A 15696-nucleotide genomic window follows, 5' to 3' on the forward strand; every position below is an offset into this window, starting at 1 on the left:
TGAACACCATGAAAAAGCCCGCGATGCTAGCGTTGTTTGGTGTTTGCTTCCTGTTCGCCGGGGTAGCGTCGGCCACGCACAAGAACTGGCTGCTGAAGGACGGTGGGGCGGCATGTCACTTCGCGACACCGCTCTCGGACGATCGCGTAGTCTACAGCAGCGGCGCCCTCCTCAACACCACCGCGTCGAATCGGACGGTCATCTGTCCGATTTCCCTGGCCAGTCGCTGGGGGTCCAATGGTCCTGGCACCTACACCTTCGATGCCAATGAATGGGCGGAGGCCATGCTGGCGGTCGTGAATTTCCAGCGGCAGTCCTTTGCCCCGTCCCGCACCGTCAGCTGCTACGCCGGGATGCAAGCCCATAATGGATCCAAGTACTACAGCACAACGGTGAGCAACACCGGTGGTATCGGGAGCGGCGAGATCAAGCTCGCGGACGCGTCAAACTACTCCAACCCCAATTCCTTTGGCAGCTTCTGGGGGAGCGACGCGACGCACACGCTGGAAGCCAACGAGGGCTTGACCGCGGCTAGCCTGGATTATAACTGCGTCTTGCCGACCCTCACGGCGATACTCGGCTACAAGGTCATGCTGTGTCAGCTCGCTGACAACTGCGACTCCCTTCACAATCCCGATGCGCTGCCGTCGACGTTCCCCGATCCCTGGGATCTCACGCCGATTTGGAACAACGTCCAGGTCAGCGGCATCGAGTGTTCGGCGGCCACCACCGCGAGCGGGGTCTCGGGGATCACCCGCAGCGAGTCCGGGATCACCAATTCGTCGTCTTCGGAGCTGGACGTGTTCTGTCCCATCACTCCGCCCGCGGACGACTCCGCCGAGCACAACCGGTTCATCTCGTTCACCAACGTTCAATACTCGGGAGGCACCGCCCTGTCGGGCTGCGTCGCCGGCGGCACCTGCCCAGACTGCAAGCTCACCTGGGTCACCCGGGATGGGAGCACGTCCGAATCCGCATCATTTACAAAGGTAGCCGGCCTCACCCGTCGAGTGCGTCTTGACGTCTACAAGACGCTGATCGGTCCCGAGGTGCAGGTCGGTGTCATGTGCAGGCTGCCGTCGAACGTGACGCTCGAAGGGATCACCTCCACCGTGAGCGTGTCTCCAGTAGACGACAACGGCATCTAGCCGCGGGAGGGTTGGACAAGCAGGGCTGAGACAAGCAGACGCGGCCAGCGCGTCCGGTCGGAGCCCGAGCACGCGACAGACTTCGTGCGGCGCCGTCAGCACCCCCTCGCCCCACCGGGACGCCGGGAAGCACCTGAGCGACCAGGTGCGCCGCGGCGTCGCACCCCCGCCAAGGGCCTCCAGACAGGCGCCCGACGCTCACGGCCACGCAGAGGGGAGCGCTCCTCACTGGGGGGAGCCGCGCCGCATCAACTCCTCGAAGTTGTCCGGGGGTAGCGTCTCGAGGAGCACATGGCCGTCGGGCGGTGGTGGATACATCACCCACGTGAGTTCTACGCGACCATCGTCGTGAGCGATCGGACCGCTGCGCATCTTGCCCGCTTGCCAGCCATTGAATTCGCCGGTGCGGGTGATGATGTCGGTGGCCTTCTCCGCGTCCTGCAGCGATGGATGGACGATGGTCACGAAGCAGCCCTTCGCGTAGCACTCCTCCCGGTCGAACGACCCGCCGACCGCGAACTGCGCGAGCTTGCTCGACCACCCTTTGACAACCGTCGATGCCGGCGCGCCCAGGCGACGGTCCACGCCGGAGGCGCGCAACTCAGCCACAACCCGATCGCGGTGCTCAAGCGCCGACGGCTCCTGTTGCGGTGGTTCCAGAGGCTCGGAGGGCGGCGCGCTGACAGCCAACTCGGGATCGGCGGGGGATCCCTCGCGCACGACATCGGGCGCAGCTGGGATCACGGGCGGTTTCTTGATAGGTGCGGCGACGCTGCGATCCGGCGTGCCGGACTCCCGCGCCGCGAGCGCCGGACGATCGGCCGTCGCCGTGCGGGTGCCGAGCCAATACGCTAGAGGGAGCGCACCGACGATCGCGATGCCCCCGAGGATGCGCGGTATGGCGCTGCTCGTTGCGCGCGGAGCAGGCCCACTGCCCGCGACGAGAGCCCCTCGGACTGATTGACGGGCAGCTCCCCTTGTCCCCCCTGATTTCACAAGCTGATTCATACTCACCTCCTTTACAGTAAACACCGCGCGCAAGCCACGCTCATTTGCTGCCGAATGCGTATTCGGGTCGACTCGGCCGCCCATTCCGCCAGCGCCCGGCCACCCGTTCAGGAGCGCCCGGCCGCCCTCGGAGCGCAGCGACGGGATCTGGGTCCTACCTGGCCACATCTCGAAGCGAGAGGGATGCTGGAATGGTCACCCCAACTCTACCGTGTTCTTCACCCCGCGCCCTTTCTTCTTCCTGATCGACGGCCTCTTCGGCGACAGCATATGCACGTTGTGGACCAAGCGATCGCAGATCGCGTCGGCGACGACGGCCGTGTCCCTTGTGGACAGGCGCGGAGGCTCGCAAGCCTCCGGTATTGGTGGCCCATATCGGTATATTGTTCGTGGCGTAGATCACGACGTTGCCGTCGTTCTGCACGCGCAGCCGAGTGCTGGGTCCAATGCTGCTCGACCTCGCCCGCCGCCTCGTCGTTTCCGGAGTTGCTCGGCGGGTATCCTCTCAGCCCTCGGTTCGCTCGATACGAGGGAGCGGCCGCGGAGCCGCGCTACGGTCGACCGCGGCGGGTGGGCCGCGGTCGAGAGGCGGCCAATGAGCTGCGCTGGTGGCGTCTCTAGCGGGCTCCCGGGAGCGCGCACGCTGCGAAGCGCAGGCCGCAGCGCCTCGGCGTCAGGACTTCCCGTCTTCAGCGTGTACCGGCCACCACCCGCACGCGCCTCTGCGGAAACGAGCCCCGGCACCGGGGCCAGTCGATGGTCGAGGAGCTCACGGACGGACCTCATGCGACCAGAGGCCGGGAGACCTCGCCGGCCTGCTTCGCCTGGACGATGGCCTGAGCGAACCACAGGTACTCGTCGAGGAACCTGTCGGCCGTCTTCGCGACCTGCTCGCTCCTGAGCTGGAGCGACTCGTCAAAGACGTTCTGGACCTCCGGGACGAGCAGCTTGAGCGGCAGCGGGAATGCTCCCAGGCTCAGGATCACGTGCTGGAGCTGCGTCGAGGCGTTGATGCCTCCGAGCCTCCCCGCGGAGACCGCGACCACGCCGATCGGCTTCTTGTTGAACTCCTCCCAGAAATAGTCGAGGGCGTTCTTCAGCACGCCCGAGAAGCTCCCGTGGTACTCCGGCGTCACGAACACGAGCGCGTCCGCCCTGCGGAGGCGCGCGCTCAGCCCCTGAACCGTCGCCTGGAGCTGCGGGGGGCGAGCCGACCGATCCTCCAGGATCGGCAACGGCGTCTCCGCCAGATCGATCAGGTCGGCCTCGGCGCCCCGTTCCCGGAGCTTCCGCTCCAGGTGATGGGCGATCTTGTGCGACTGTCTCCCGCTCCTCACGCTGCCGGTCAAGATGGCTACCTTCATGGTGGTGCTCCCCAGGAGGACGATCTCCCGATGCGACGAGGGTAAACCCGGGATGTCCGCCTGCTGGAGGCGGCGCCAATCCATTGGACAATGGTCAATCCGTCGTCAGGGGCACGCCCCCGCGCGCGCTCGCGCCCCGGGCCGCCCCGGCGCGATGCAGCGTGTGCATGAGGTCCATGGCGCATACGAATTGGTGCGCGCCGCACGAAGAAGTAGATCCCCCTCGCTGCGAACGGAACGAGCGTGCCACTCGGGGGTCCTTGCTTGTCGGGCGCCAGATCCTTGCTCGACGCCGGCCAGGCGTTGACACGTCGTCATCGGGCCCGCCGGGTGATCTTCGCTCTGCCTCGAACACTTGGGAGCTTGTCATGAGAGCGAACCGCTTCATCATTGCTGCTGGCTTGTCGTCCGTGTGGGCTGCCGCGGGGTGCGCGGCGCCGGCGCCTGCCGGGGAGGAGGCCGCCGGCGAGGCCCGCTCCGAGGTCATCTATGGCCAGGATGACCGCGAGGAGCCCTTCACGTACGCGGATCCCGCCTGGGCCGCGCGGGCGCTGGACTTCACCGTGGCGCTCATCCCCGCGTCGGCCGTCGACGACTCGGACCCGAACAACATCCAGATCGCCGGGCCCACATGGGCGCAGCGCGACGACGTGTGCCCCGACGAGCGCTTCGCTTCCCAGCCGGCGCTCGCCGACTGCAGCGGAACGCTGATCGACGACGACCTGGTGCTCACGGCCGCGCACTGCATCAACAACTGCCGCGACAGCCGCTTCGTCTTCGATTATGCGATGACGCCGTCCGGCCAGCTCGGCCAGATCACCAGCGATGACGTCTACGGCTGCGTGGATTTCATCACCTATTACCAGGACCGGCGGGGCGCGGACTATACGGTGGTGCGCCTCGATCGGCCGGTGGTGGGGCGGACGCCCGCCGCGGTGCGTGTGTCGAGCGCTCCGTTGGCCATCGGCACGCCGCTCGTCGTGCACGGGTTCCCCCGCGGGTTGCCGCTCAAGCTGGCCGACGGGGCCGCGGTCCGGAGCAACGCGCCGAGCCTCGACTTCTTCGTCGGCAACCTGGACACGTTCGTGGGCAACTCCGGGTCCGGGGTGTTCGACACGAACACGAAGGAGCTCGTGGGCATCCTGGTGCGCGGCGAGCGCGACTTCGTGCAGGACGGCGACTGCGTGCGTCCGTTCACCTGCGCCGACGACGCGTGCCGCGGCGAGGACGTGACCTATGCCTTCCGGGCCATCCAGGCCATGTGCGAGCGTACGGTCTCCGACGTGTGCTCCTGCGGTGACGGCGCCTGCGGCCCGCTCGAGAGCCCGGCCTCGTGCGCGAGCGACTGCTCCTGCGGCGACGGCGTCTGCAGCAGCGGCGAGAGCACCACGTCGTGCCCTGCGGACTGCCAGCTGGAGGTGCTGTACGACTCCCACGCGCCGCAGTCGAGCTGGGTGACGCCCGGGATCCAGGTGCGCAACACGGGCAGCGAGAGCGTGTACCTCGCGGGCTCGACCGTGCGGTACTACTTCAGCCAGGAGCCGCCCGGCTCGCTCGAGGCGACGTGCTGGGGTTGCTCGAGCGAGCTCGAGATGAGCTTCCACGAGGTGCCCGGCGGCGGCTGCGCGGGCGCGACGCATTACCTCGACGTGCGCTTCCCGTTCCTCTCGGTCGATCCCTCGTCCTCCACCGACCGGTTCAACATCGCGTTCCACGCGTCGAGCTGGCAGGCGTTCAACCAGTCGAACGATTACTCCCATGCGGGGGGCAGCTGGAACTGGGCGCCGAACCCGAAGATCACGATGTACCGGCTCGGCACCAGGGTCTTCGGCGACGAGCCCTGCCCGGGCCTCTTCATCCCGCCCGCCGACTGACCGAGGCTCCTCGTCGTGAAGCGGCCTGCCCTGAGCTAGCGGCCGCTCGCAGGTACCGGCAGCCCTCCGCGCACGAGCGCCGCCTCGGGCACGCGCGTGCGCCCGGCGACGGCCGCCATGAGGCCCGGCCAAAGGCGCGCAGCCGCGCCGAGCGCCGCCTGGCCGGGCCGCCGCACGAGGCCGTGAGAGAGGCCCGTCGCGAGCAGCACCTGTCCGAGCACGTCGCGCGAGAGCCGACGCTGGAACGCCTCCGCGCTCGCCCCTTCGAGGTACGCGGTGGCTGCGAGCCGCGCGCTGTGCAGCGCGATCGACATGCCGTCTCCGGAGAAGGAGGGGATGACCGCCGCCTGATCGCCGAGGCGCCATATCCCGTCCGCGCGGCGCTGGACATGGCCGTACGGGATCGTCGAGAGCGCGAGCGGCCGCGCCCGGCACGGCTCCGCGCCTGCGAGCCGCGCGTCGAGGTGCGGCGACCCCTCGCGCATCGCGCAGAGGAGGCGGTCCCAGCGCTGCCCGAGCGCGGCGAAGCGGCTCTTGCGGACGAGGAGGCAGAGGTTCGCCCGACCGCCCTCGACCGGCTGCAGGCCGGCATACCCGCCCTCGAACAGAACGAGCTCAACGTGCCTGTCGAGCTCCGCCGCCTGCCGCGGCGACAGCCGCCAGTGCAGCTTGAAGGCGACGAGATCGGCCTGCAGCCCAGAAGGTCGCCTCAGGCCCCGGACGTCGTGCTTGCCGGTCGCGAGGAACGCGGCGCGCGCCTCGATCGCGCTGCCGTCCTCGAGCCGCGCCCCCCAGCCCGCGCCCGCCCGCGTGAGCGTCTGGACCCGGACGCCCCGCCGGATCGACGCGCCCGCCGCCGCGGCGCGCGCGAGCAGCGCCTCGTCGAGCACGCGGCGCGACAGGCTGAGCGCGGAGAACGGCAGCGCCGTGGCCGCGACCCGATCGCGCTCGACCAGGCGCACGGCCTCGATCGGCACCGCGCCGAGCGCCCGCAGATCGAGCCCGAACGACGCAAGGTAGAGCGCGGCCTCGCGCGACAGGAACTCGCCGCAGACCTTGTCCGCCGGGCCGGCCTCGCGCTCGATCAGCGCGACCTCGCGCCCCGCCTGCGAGAGGAGCAGCGCGACCGCCGCCCCGGCCAGGCCTCCTCCGACGACGACAGCGTCGTTCACGGGACCTTGAGCCTCCCGACGGTGAGCCGGAACGGCATCCACCATCGAACCTCGACGGCGCGCGGATCGAGCCCGGCCTCGGCGATGAGAGATCGCCAGTCGCTGGCCGAGAAGGCGCGGGCGATCGACACCGGCCCATCGTGCTGCACGAAGCGGTGCCAGCCCGCGAGGCGCGAGAGGTGGCGGAAGAAGTGATATGGCAGCGGGTGGCGGTGCAGATCGTTGATGAACCAGCCGAGCCGCGCCTTCGCCTCCATCCAGGCGAGGAAGCGGACGACCGCCGGATCGGCGAGATGATGCGTGAAGAGCGAGCTCAACACGACGTCGATGCCGCCGGGCGGCTCGTAGGCGAAGGCGTCGGCGGTGACCCAGGTGATCGGCCGGCCCGGCGGGGTCGCCTCGGCGGCCGACCGGCGCGACCACGGGTTGAGATCGACGCCGGTGAGCGAGACGGCGATGCCGCGGTCTCTGGCCCACGCGTCGATCCGACGCAGCATGTCGCCGCAGCCGCTGCCGACGTCGATCACCTCCAGCGGCCGGTCCTCGGGCAGGCCGCGCTCGACGAGGCGATCGAGGAACGCGAGCGTCGGCCGGTAAGCGAGCGTCAGCCGGTTGACCCGCGCCAGATCGACCAGGCAAGCGCGGAATTCCTCGAAGCCCACGGGCTGGGTATCCATCAGCTCGTCGAGCGTGGATCGACGCGAGAAGTCCAGGGCGCTCATCGGTCTAGTCCGTATGGAACAGCATCGTCTCGGCGGTCAAACCTGGACCGAACGACATGGCGCATCCGCGCATGCCCGGCCGCGCGTCAGCGATGATCGACTGCAGCACGAACATGAGGGTCGCCGAGGACATGTTGCCGAAGCGCGCGAGCACGTCGCGCGACGCCGCGAGCGCGTCCGGCCCGAGCTCGAGCGCGTGCTCGACCGCGTCGAGCACCGACCGCCCGCCGGGGTGCACCGCCCAGAGGTCGATCTCGCCTGGCGCGGCGCCGTCGAGGATCGCGCCCGCGGCGGCCTTGAGCCCCCGGTCGATCGCGCCCGGCACGCGGCCGGACAGGAACATCTCGAAGCCGAGGTCGCGGATGTTCCACGTGATGAGCTCGCGCGTCCCGGGCACCACGACGGCGTGCAGCCGGTCGAGCGCGAGCCCGGTCGGCTCGGCGCTGACCACGGCCGCGGCGCAGCCGTCGCCGAACAGGAGGAACGACAGCATCTGATCCATGGCGATCGCCTCCTGCAGGTGCAGCGTGCACAGCTCGACGTTCACAACGAGCACGCGCGCCTCGGGCGCCGACCGCACGATATGCCGCGCGAGCTTCAGCGCGTTGATCGCCGCATAACACCCCATGAAGCCGATCGTCGTGCGCTCGACCGATGGATCGAGGCCGAAGCGCTCGACGAGATCGAGGTCGATGCCCGGCGCGGAAAAGCCTGTGCACGACGTCACGATGACATGGGTGATCCGGCGCGCCGTGGTCCCGAGATCGAGGCCCGAGACGGCCTGCGCGGCGAGCTCCGGCGCGTGCTTCTCGTACAAACGCATGCGGTCCGCGGTCGTCGGGAAGCTGCCGCGCAGGTAGAACCGCCCCGCGTCGATCGAGGCGCCGCCCACCTCGTCGCTCGGGGCCAGCACGGAGAACCGGTGTGAAATCTGCGCCTTGTCCGCCATCCGCCCGAACAGCACGCGGCTGCGCTCGTCGCTGAACAGCGTCCTCGCGAAGCGGACAAAGGAGGAGTGCACGTCGTTCGGCGGCACGGCCGTGGCAATGCGGTTGATGTAGGCGGTTACCGGCGGCCGTCCCTTCGCGTCCGAGCCTCGGCAGGCATCGTCGCCGTGCACCAGGCCTCTTCGTGAGTCGTTAATATTGATCACGCTCGCACGAAGCAGGCACGGAGCATGCCATCTGCGGAGTCGCGCTGCCGACCGACGGACGGGGGAGCGTGGCGTCCGCAACGTCGACCCTGCTGGTTCCGCAGCTGCCGACTGCGTATTCCGGGCGGACGTGACGGCCGATTCCGAGCGCACGCCAACTCGCGTTCTAGTTGGACTTCTTGTTCTTTCCGGGACCGCCGCTCCTGGATCGCCGAGATGGCTCCGGTGAGCCGTCGCCTCTCCGCGCGCTCCGCGCGCGAGCTCGCCCCTCGCTGCGCGGTACGTCCGATGTTCGCGCGGTGAGGCGAGGGGGGAGCAGGACCTCTCGCGCGACCTCGGCGCCCGCCAGCCTTTGAAGGAGCAGCCGGACCGCTTCGCGCCCTATCCCGCCGACGTCCTGATCGACTGTCGCGACGGGATAGCGCAAGAGATCGGCCATCAGGATGTCATCGAATCCGACGACATCGATCTCGTCGGGTACGGAGAGGCCGGCGGCGCGGATGCCCCGCAGGGTCCCGACCGTGGTGCAGAAATTGGCTGCGTAGACCGCCAGAGGTCCACGCAGCCGCTGGAGGAGCTCGACCATGCGCGCCTCGGCCGCTTCCGGGGTGGCCTCCTTCAACTCCTCGATGGCCGCCGCCGCGACGCCGCTCCGCGTCAACTCCGCCTGGAACCCGTCGAGACGATGTCGGTAGGTGGCGATGTCGAGCGGGCCGCCGATGTAGACGAGCGACCGATCCTCGTGCCTGAGGAGGTGGCGGAGCGCCAGCACCGAACCGGCCGCGTGATCGGTGCGCACGCACGCCACGTCGAGGTCCGGGACCGCCCGGTCGATCTGCACGAAGGGAAGTCCCTGCTCGTGCGCCGCGATGAGATCACAGTCCCCTCCGGAAATCGGGGACACGATGAGCCCATCCACCCGGGACTCGTGCACGAGCTGCAACGCGCGACGCAGGCGCCCCGCGTTGCCGGCCAGGTGGCTCACCACGAGGGTGTAGCCGTGGAGCTCGGCCTCGCGCTCGGCGCCGACGGCTATCCCGGCCCAGAACGGGTTCGACAGGTCCTCGACGGCGAGGGAGATGGCGTACGATTTTTGCTCCCGGAACGCCTGGGCCATGGCGTTGGTCCGGTAGCCCAGCTTCTGGGCCAGCGCCCAGACCCGCTCCACCGTGGCGGCGCTGATGCGAAATTTCGCATGCTTGCCCGTCAGGACGTGAGACACCGTGGTCTGGGACAACCCCAGCTGTTCGGCGATGTCCTTCATACGGATCGGACGCAGACCGGGCACGTGCGGGGGGTCGGGGTCGGGGGGATCGTTCAAGCGCGCGCTCCCTTTAGCTAATTCGGATTAGCTGTTGACGCTAGCACGGACATGCATAGTATTGAAGCGGAATACGCGGTCGGTGTTGGCGGTCCCCCGCGCGCGAGGGAGCCATGGCCGCGATCCCACGGATCCACCCGATCGAAGGGTCGTTCGGCGGTGTCGAAGCGCTGGCGGAGGTCCAGGGTCATTCTGGCTCGGGCCCGCCTGCTCCAGGAGACAGCAATGGCACAGAGTGAACCGGTGATTTTGGGCTTCATGGGCAACCGGGGCTTCTTTCCGACGGAGTTCGCCGAGGAGGGAGCGAAAGCCACCCAGTCGGCGGTGGGCCGTGTGCTCGGCGAGCGCGTGCGCTACGTCGATCTCGGCAACGTCGAGACCTACGCCGACGCGCGCGCGGCCGCGGGCGTCGCCCAGCAGTACCGCCGCGATCCCGACGGCGGCGGGGCCATTGGCGTCATCTGCTCGATGTACAATTTCTCCGATGAAAACGGGATCCGGGACTTCCTGCGGCTGGCCGACCTCGATGTGCCGGTGCTGCTGCACACAGAGCCTGACGTGCGCGGTCTGGGACGCATGGGACAGAAGGGCCGGCGGGACGGGGCGTGCGGGCGCTTTTCGGCCGCCAACGCGCTCCGCCACATCGGCTACCCGTACACCCTCACGTCCAAGCATTGCGAGGCCGTGAGCTCGGCGGCCTTCGCGGACGATCTCCACGCCTTCTACGCGAGCTGCGTAGTGGCATCGAAGTTCCGTCGCCGGGGCCGCGGCGTGCGCCTCGGGCTCGTGGGGTCGGGGCCCGACGCGTTCCAGACGGTCACCAACGTCTCCACCGAGCTGCTGGGGCACATCGGCCTGAGCACGGTCGGCCTGGAGCTCATCGCGCTCGATCGACAGATGCGCAAGGTCTCGCCGCGCGAGCTATCCACTCAGCTGGAAGCGGTCTCCGGCTACATGGCGGCGGCTGACGTTCCGCGCGCCTCGCTGGAGGCGATCGCCCGGATGGGCGTCGTCTTCGATCGCTTCGTGAAAGAGAATGACCTCGACGGCATCGCGGTGCGCTGTTGGACGGAGATGCAGAAGTACCAGATTGGCGGAGAGGTGGGCGTGATGCCCTGCACCTGCATGAGCATGCTCTCCGACAAGCTCATCCCCGCCGCCTGCGAGACCGACATCGCGGGCTGGATGGGGATGTACATGCTCCAGTGCGCTTCCGGGCTCGTGCCGCTGCTCGGCGACTGGAACAACATGTACGATGACGAGCGCGAGGAGGTGGATCTCTTCCACTGCGGCGTCTGGGCCAAGAGCGTGATGCGCCCCGGCGCCCGCATCACCCGCCAGGAGATCCTGGCCACCCAGGCCGACATCGGCGCGGAGAACACCTGGGGCGCGGTCGACGGCGAGCTCAAGGCGGGCACCTGCGCTTTCCTGAGACCTTGCACCAACGCGCGCGAAGGCAGCGTGTTCCTCTACGGCGGGGTGGGCCGGGTCAGCGAGGAAGGCATCGACACGTTCGGCACGCGCGGCCGCATCCACATCCCGCGCATTCAGGAGCTCTTTCGCTATCTGACGCAGCCCGAGCGGGCGGTGGAGCACCACACCGCCCTCGTGGTCGGGACGCACAAGAACATCGGGCTGACGATGAAGGCGATTCGAGACGCGGTGCCCTACATCAATGCCCAGGCGGGCCTCGGCCGCGGCGGCCAGGCGCTTGTTGATTTCCACGAGCACAGCCAGGTGGGCGAGCTCTGAGGTCGCGCCGCGCAGCTCGTCCTTCGCCGAGCGCACCCGCGCGGCGCGTGGCAGGACATGGTGACGCCGGGACCGAGCGCGTCCGGCATGGGCGGGCGCGCGTCGCTGGTCCCGATCGCCGACGTCACGGAGGAGCCCGCCGCATGAACGCCGAAGCCACGCCGTTGCGCCTGCGGACGCCGCCCGGCGCGCCGTTCGCCTTCGAGATCGCTGTCGACGTCCAGGGGCCCCGCGGCTTCCGGGTGATCGAGCCCGGGCAGGGCGCGCGGAGCTATGCGCTCGCCCGGGCGGAGCAGCCGGACTACCTCGACCTCTTCGAGGCGCTGGCGCGGGACTTCGGCGCCCGCATGCCGCTGGCCCGCACCCCGCCGCCGCCGCGGAACGGCGGGCCGACGCTGCGACCCCTGCTGACCGAGCCGGTCGCGCCGGAGATCCTCTACGGCTATGGCGACCCCTGCGTGGTGCGGGTGGGCGAGGGCGAATGGCGCTTGCTTGTGACCTCGAACGACGCGCCGAACGCCTTTCCCATCCTGGCCTCTCGCGATCTGGTCACCTGGCAGCTGACCGGGTTCGTCTTCCCGGAGGGACGCGCGCCCGCCTGGGCGCTGACCGGCCCCAACCAGGCAGACTTCTGGGCTCCGGAGATGCACCGGGTCGCGGACGCGTACTGGCTCTGCTTCACGGCCCGCATGCAGGACCGCTCGCTGGCGATCGGCCTCGCCAGATCCGAGGGCCCGGATGGCCCGTTCAACGCGGATGAAGCGCCGATCGTCACCGGGGACGTGATCGACGCCCACATCCTCGTGGACGCCCGCGGCGCGCCCTGGCTGGTCTGGAAGAAGGACGACAACGGCGTGTGGCCGCGCAAGCTGGCCGCCTTGCTCCACCGGGAGCCCGCCAGGGTGAACGAGCTCTTCGCCGCCCCGGAGGACCAGCGCACCGCGGTCCTGGCGCTGACGCTGTGGCCGTGGGCGGAGACCCTCGAGCCCATGGAGCAGTTCTTCGTCTTGCAGCCCCTGATCGAGGCGGCGACGGCGGAGTTCACGGGATTCGCGGAGCGGCTCGAGAAGCTCGGGGCGCGCGCGCGCGGCGCGGAGGCGGCCGAGATCGCCGTGATCGCGCGGGCGCTCAGGACCCGCATCCACGCCCAGCGCCTGTCGACGGACGGCCGCTCGCTGGAAGGGGAGCCCGCCGTCATCCTCGAGAACGATCAGCCCTGGGAGGCGCACCTCATCGAGGGCGTCTGGATCACCCAGGAGGGCGGGCGTTATCACCTGCTCTACGCCGGCAACGACTTCTCGACCGCGCACTACGGCATCGGCGCGGCCGTGGCGGACGCGCCCACGGGGCCCTACCGCAAGTCGTCGGAGGTCCTCCTGAGCTCCAGCGCGGAATGGTGGGGGCCAGGGCACCCGTCCGTGGCGATCGGCCCCGACGGGCTTCACCACATCTTCCTTCACGCCTTCCGCCGGGGGGTGGTGGGATACAAGGCCTTTCGCGCGTTGCTCGCCGCCCCGATCCGCTTCGAGGGCGGCGTCGTCTCGCTGGACGGATCCTGGCTCCGGCGGACCTGCCTCGGCCGCGAGCGGCCGGCGTGAAACGCGACACACGCGCGCGAAGAGCATGTACGTTCGGCTGATGCGGCGGGGCGAGTGCGCGTGGCGATCACGGACGGGCGGAGCGAAGCCGGTGCGTGGGGCGGCCGACCTGCAGGAGACGGGGTATGACCTTCAAGGCGCGCGTCGAGCATCTGAGATTCGGGATTCTCCTTCCTCCGAGTCTCCGTTGGGGGATGGAGGCCGACGAAGAGGGTCGGCTGCTGGTCCAACACGACGAGTCCCTCGTCCGGGTGCCCGGCCTCGAAAGCCCATTGAATTTCTTTCGTATGCTCGTCCGCCCCGTGCCGCACGGCAGAGCCGCCGAGCACCTCATCCTCTCCGCGCACGACACCATCAATCCCTATTCCAGCGAACAACGCCTGGTCTCCCTCATCCCCTTGCTCGCCGAGATCGCTCGGAACGCATCCATCACCTTCTTCTTGAGCAACCGGACTGGATGGGCCGAGGTAGTCCCTGGGCCAGCTGCGCCATCGATCGCGATAGCGGTCGCGGCGGTGAAGGCCTGCTACGGCTGGGACGAGAGCGACCCGATCGTCGTGATGGCCGGCCGCCTGGGCTACGCCGTGCGCGATCCATCGAACGACGGTACGTGGCAGGCTGAGGGGCTAGGAAATCCAAATGCGATCCGAAGGCGAATCTCCTCGTAGTGACCGTCCCACCGTACAGCCACGCTGCATGCGCTGGTTGACATAGAGAACATTACATGACCACCTCGGTCGGCGGGAGCGCACCGGCGCACAACGGACGGACGCGCGCGGCCGAGGCGCGGGCCATGTTCAGCTTGGCCACGACGGGATCCGGCCCCGTAGAATCAACCGTTTGCTGGCCACCAAACGTCCCGGCGCGCCGCCGCACGGCGCCGTTGCGCTCCACGAGCCCGCTCGGTACCCTCGGGGGAAAAATGACGTCCACCGCGCCGCAGGGCTGCTGCGAGAGGGGCCATGTCCACCGTCCGGCTCCCCCTCTGACCAGAGCCCTGCCTCCCGCCGCCGCTCTCCCCGGCCCGATGAACAAACGGCGCGGCGCCCCGTCCCCCTCCAAGGCATGTTGCGCTCAGCGGCGCACACCGACATGCGGATCAAGCACCACGCCAGGGCCGAACGCCGTGGCTTCGTAGACCGATGAAAGGAGTTCTGACGACATGAAAAGGTTCCTGGCTCTTTGGGCCGCCTTGGGTTGTTCCCTCACCACGTCGCTCGTGCTCGCGGACCCTCTCCCTGTGACCGGCCAGTGGCGGACGATCGATGAGCAGGGGGTCGAGCAGTCGGTGGTAGAGATCTACGAGAAGGGCGGGAAGATCTTCGGCAAGATCGTGAGCCTGAAGCAGCCGCTCGACGAGAAGGGGAAGCCGAAGATCTGCACCGCCTGTGAGGGGGCCGACAAGAACAAGCCCATCGTGGGGCTCGTCATCATCAGGAACATGGTCCGCGATGACGACGAGTACGATGACGGTACGATCCTCGATCCGAACAACGGCGAGACCTATAGCTGCAAGCTCGAGGCGATCGAGGGCGGGAAGAAGCTGAAGGTGCGCGGCTTTTTGGGCATCTCCCTCCTCGGCAGGACGCAGACCTGGCTGAAGAAGTAAAATCCTTAGATAACGAGTGAGGTGAGGCGCGTGGGATGTGCGGTGCGACTCTCACGACCGTGGGGTTGCTGCTGGGGATGTGTCCGCACGGCGGCGACGTGGTACGCGAGAGGCGCACCGAGGGTCATCGCCACCGCCCCCGAGCCGAGCTCCAGCCGACTCACGAGCTTCAGTCGACATGCTTCGATAGCCCCGCGAACAACGCCGGGCCATGGCCCGCTAGCCTGGGGTGCACCACGAGCTCGTATTCGTCGATCAATCCCAGCTCCGCCAGCGGGAGCTTCACGCCTCCCACGAACAGTCCCTTACCCGATCCCCGCTTGAGCTCCTGAACGGCCTTCCCCAGATCCTCGCCTGGGAGCTCACCATGTGACGCGGTAGGTACAGGAGTCGGCGCCGTGCTTCCGCGACGGGCGGGACTCGTCGAGCACGACGTCGACGCGCGGCCTGACCCCGCGCGACGCCGCTCGCCGCGCCGTGCCGAGCAGGATCCCACGATCGAGCTCCGAGGGATAAGGCGTATCGCAGACCATGATGATCTGGTGCTTCTCCGGATGACAGCGATAGTGGCCGATCCCCTCCCGCATGACGCCGGTCGCCGGATCGAACATCACCTCTCCGTCAAGCCTGTGATTCATGTGGTATGCCACGTCGATCATCTGGAGGGCGTCCACCATGGTCGGCGGCATGGCCGGCCACACGGCGTGATCCACGAGCGCCTTCCCGATGGCGAGCAGCGTATGGTCGCCGCTCGCCCGGGCCACGCCCTTCAGCAGGTCGAGGAGCATCTGGAGCGGGTACCACTCGCCCGCGACCAGCTCAGGTACGCCCAGCGTCGAGAGCACCTTCTTCCCGATGTCTCCGTGCGCCCCGAGAGCCGCGGCGACCGACGCGAAGGCGGTCCCGGAGCCCTCGAGCCCGGGATGAGGAGAGACGTAGTTAGCCATATTTGCTGGTGGTTGAGGCGCTGCTTCT

The 15696-nt window shown here is 68.7% G+C and carries 13 protein-coding genes and 1 pseudogene; 6 read left to right on the forward strand and 8 right to left on the reverse strand.

What is annotated here, in order from left to right; all coding sequences use genetic code 11:
• The first annotated feature begins 8 nt into the window (after positions 1-8).
• Complete coding sequence (locus WMF14_RS08500) at positions 9-1148, forward strand: hypothetical protein (RefSeq protein ID WP_437799907.1); 1140 nt, start codon at positions 9-11, stop codon at positions 1146-1148.
• A 225-nt stretch (positions 1149-1373) separates the two neighbouring features.
• On the opposite strand, the gene WMF14_RS08505 is transcribed toward WMF14_RS08500, so the two are convergent.
• Positions 1374-2156 (reverse strand): hypothetical protein, encoded by a 783-nt coding sequence (locus WMF14_RS08505; protein ID WP_437799909.1) that lies wholly within the window; start codon positions 2154-2156, stop codon positions 1374-1376.
• A 782-nt stretch (positions 2157-2938) separates the two neighbouring features.
• On the reverse strand, positions 2939-3604 hold the full coding sequence (locus tag WMF14_RS08510) for an NADPH-dependent FMN reductase (protein ID WP_437799911.1): 666 nt from the start codon (positions 3602-3604) through the stop codon (positions 2939-2941).
• A gap of 284 nt (positions 3605-3888) precedes the next feature.
• On the opposite strand from WMF14_RS08510, the gene WMF14_RS08515 reads away from it, so the two are divergent.
• Positions 3889-5394 (forward strand): trypsin-like peptidase domain-containing protein, encoded by a 1506-nt coding sequence (locus WMF14_RS08515; protein ID WP_437799913.1) that lies wholly within the window; start codon positions 3889-3891, stop codon positions 5392-5394.
• Between the two features lie 35 nt (positions 5395-5429).
• On the opposite strand, the gene WMF14_RS08520 is transcribed toward WMF14_RS08515, so the two are convergent.
• The 4 genes from WMF14_RS08520 to WMF14_RS08535 form a co-directional block, all read right to left on the reverse strand.
• Entirely contained in the window at positions 5430-6566 is a 1137-nt protein-coding gene (locus WMF14_RS08520; RefSeq protein WP_437799914.1) for an NAD(P)/FAD-dependent oxidoreductase, read from the reverse strand.
• Positions 6563-7288, reverse strand: coding sequence for a methyltransferase domain-containing protein (locus WMF14_RS08525; protein ID WP_437799916.1), 726 nt, complete (start codon positions 7286-7288; stop codon positions 6563-6565). The genes WMF14_RS08520 and WMF14_RS08525 overlap by 4 nt, the downstream gene beginning before the upstream one ends.
• Before the next feature lie 4 nt (positions 7289-7292).
• Positions 7293-8408 (reverse strand): type III polyketide synthase, encoded by a 1116-nt coding sequence (locus WMF14_RS08530; RefSeq protein WP_437804163.1) that lies wholly within the window; start codon positions 8406-8408, stop codon positions 7293-7295.
• A gap of 199 nt (positions 8409-8607) precedes the next feature.
• Positions 8608-9705: a LacI family DNA-binding transcriptional regulator gene (locus WMF14_RS08535; RefSeq protein ID WP_437799918.1), complete on the reverse strand. Its 1098-nt coding sequence runs from the start codon at positions 9703-9705 to the stop codon at positions 8608-8610.
• 282 nt (positions 9706-9987) lie between these two features.
• Between WMF14_RS08535 and WMF14_RS08540 the strand changes: the two genes are divergently transcribed.
• The 4 genes from WMF14_RS08540 to WMF14_RS08555 all read left to right on the forward strand — a co-directional run bounded on the left by WMF14_RS08540 (position 9988) and on the right by WMF14_RS08555 (position 14721).
• Entirely contained in the window at positions 9988-11514 is a 1527-nt protein-coding gene (locus tag WMF14_RS08540) for an L-fucose/L-arabinose isomerase family protein (protein ID WP_437799920.1), read from the forward strand.
• Positions 11515-11657: 143 nt separating this feature from the next.
• Positions 11658-13112 carry a family 43 glycosylhydrolase gene (locus WMF14_RS08545; protein ID WP_437799922.1) on the forward strand — a complete coding sequence of 485 codons (1455 nt, stop codon included), beginning with the start codon at positions 11658-11660 and terminating at the stop codon, positions 13110-13112.
• A 125-nt stretch (positions 13113-13237) separates the two neighbouring features.
• The gene (locus tag WMF14_RS08550) at positions 13238-13780 is read left to right on the forward strand and encodes a hypothetical protein (RefSeq protein WP_437799924.1); all 543 of its coding nucleotides are present in this window, start codon (positions 13238-13240) and stop codon (positions 13778-13780) included.
• 494 nt (positions 13781-14274) lie between these two features.
• Positions 14275-14721 carry a DUF2147 domain-containing protein gene (locus WMF14_RS08555; protein WP_272101211.1) on the forward strand — a complete coding sequence of 149 codons (447 nt, stop codon included), beginning with the start codon at positions 14275-14277 and terminating at the stop codon, positions 14719-14721.
• 125 nt (positions 14722-14846) lie between these two features.
• Here the strand turns inward: WMF14_RS08555 and WMF14_RS08560 are convergent.
• Together WMF14_RS08560 and WMF14_RS08565 are read right to left on the reverse strand one after the other, a co-directional pair.
• Positions 14847-15085, reverse strand: a pseudogene (locus WMF14_RS08560) (dihydrofolate reductase family protein); the annotation flags it as partial.
• Positions 15084-15668, reverse strand: a complete 585-nt coding sequence (locus tag WMF14_RS08565) for a hypothetical protein (protein WP_437804472.1) — start codon at positions 15666-15668, stop codon at positions 15084-15086. The pseudogene WMF14_RS08560 and the gene WMF14_RS08565, both read right to left, overlap by 2 nt.
• Between the last annotated feature and the right edge of the window lie 28 nt (positions 15669-15696).

Origin of the sequence: Sorangium sp. So ce693 (assembly GCF_051521375.1) — a bacterium.
In the GTDB taxonomy this organism is placed as follows: Bacteria; Myxococcota_A; Polyangia; order Polyangiales; family Polyangiaceae; genus Sorangium; species Sorangium atrum.

Bases quoted from the DNA above. Each gene is read 5' to 3' on its own strand.
- WMF14_RS08550 (WP_437799924.1), top strand. From the start codon at position 13,238: ATGACCTTCAAGGCGCGCGTCGAGCATCTGAGATTCGGGATTCTCCTT.
- WMF14_RS08540 (WP_437799920.1), top strand. From the start codon at position 9,988: ATGGCACAGAGTGAACCGGTGATTTTGGGCTTCATGGGCAACCGGGGC.
- WMF14_RS08535 (WP_437799918.1), bottom strand. From the start codon at position 9,705: ATGAAGGACATCGCCGAACAGCTGGGGTTGTCCCAGACCACGGTGTCT.
- WMF14_RS08525 (WP_437799916.1), bottom strand. From the start codon at position 7,288: ATGAGCGCCCTGGACTTCTCGCGTCGATCCACGCTCGACGAGCTGATG.
- WMF14_RS08555 (WP_272101211.1), top strand. From the start codon at position 14,275: ATGAAAAGGTTCCTGGCTCTTTGGGCCGCCTTGGGTTGTTCCCTCACC.
- WMF14_RS08515 (WP_437799913.1), top strand. From the start codon at position 3,889: ATGAGAGCGAACCGCTTCATCATTGCTGCTGGCTTGTCGTCCGTGTGG.
- WMF14_RS08500 (WP_437799907.1), top strand. From the start codon at position 9: ATGAAAAAGCCCGCGATGCTAGCGTTGTTTGGTGTTTGCTTCCTGTTC.
- WMF14_RS08545 (WP_437799922.1), top strand. From the start codon at position 11,658: ATGAACGCCGAAGCCACGCCGTTGCGCCTGCGGACGCCGCCCGGCGCG.
- WMF14_RS08505 (WP_437799909.1), bottom strand. From the start codon at position 2,156: ATGAATCAGCTTGTGAAATCAGGGGGGACAAGGGGAGCTGCCCGTCAA.
- WMF14_RS08510 (WP_437799911.1), bottom strand. From the start codon at position 3,604: ATGGATTGGCGCCGCCTCCAGCAGGCGGACATCCCGGGTTTACCCTCG.
- WMF14_RS08565 (WP_437804472.1), bottom strand. From the start codon at position 15,668: ATGGCTAACTACGTCTCTCCTCATCCCGGGCTCGAGGGCTCCGGGACC.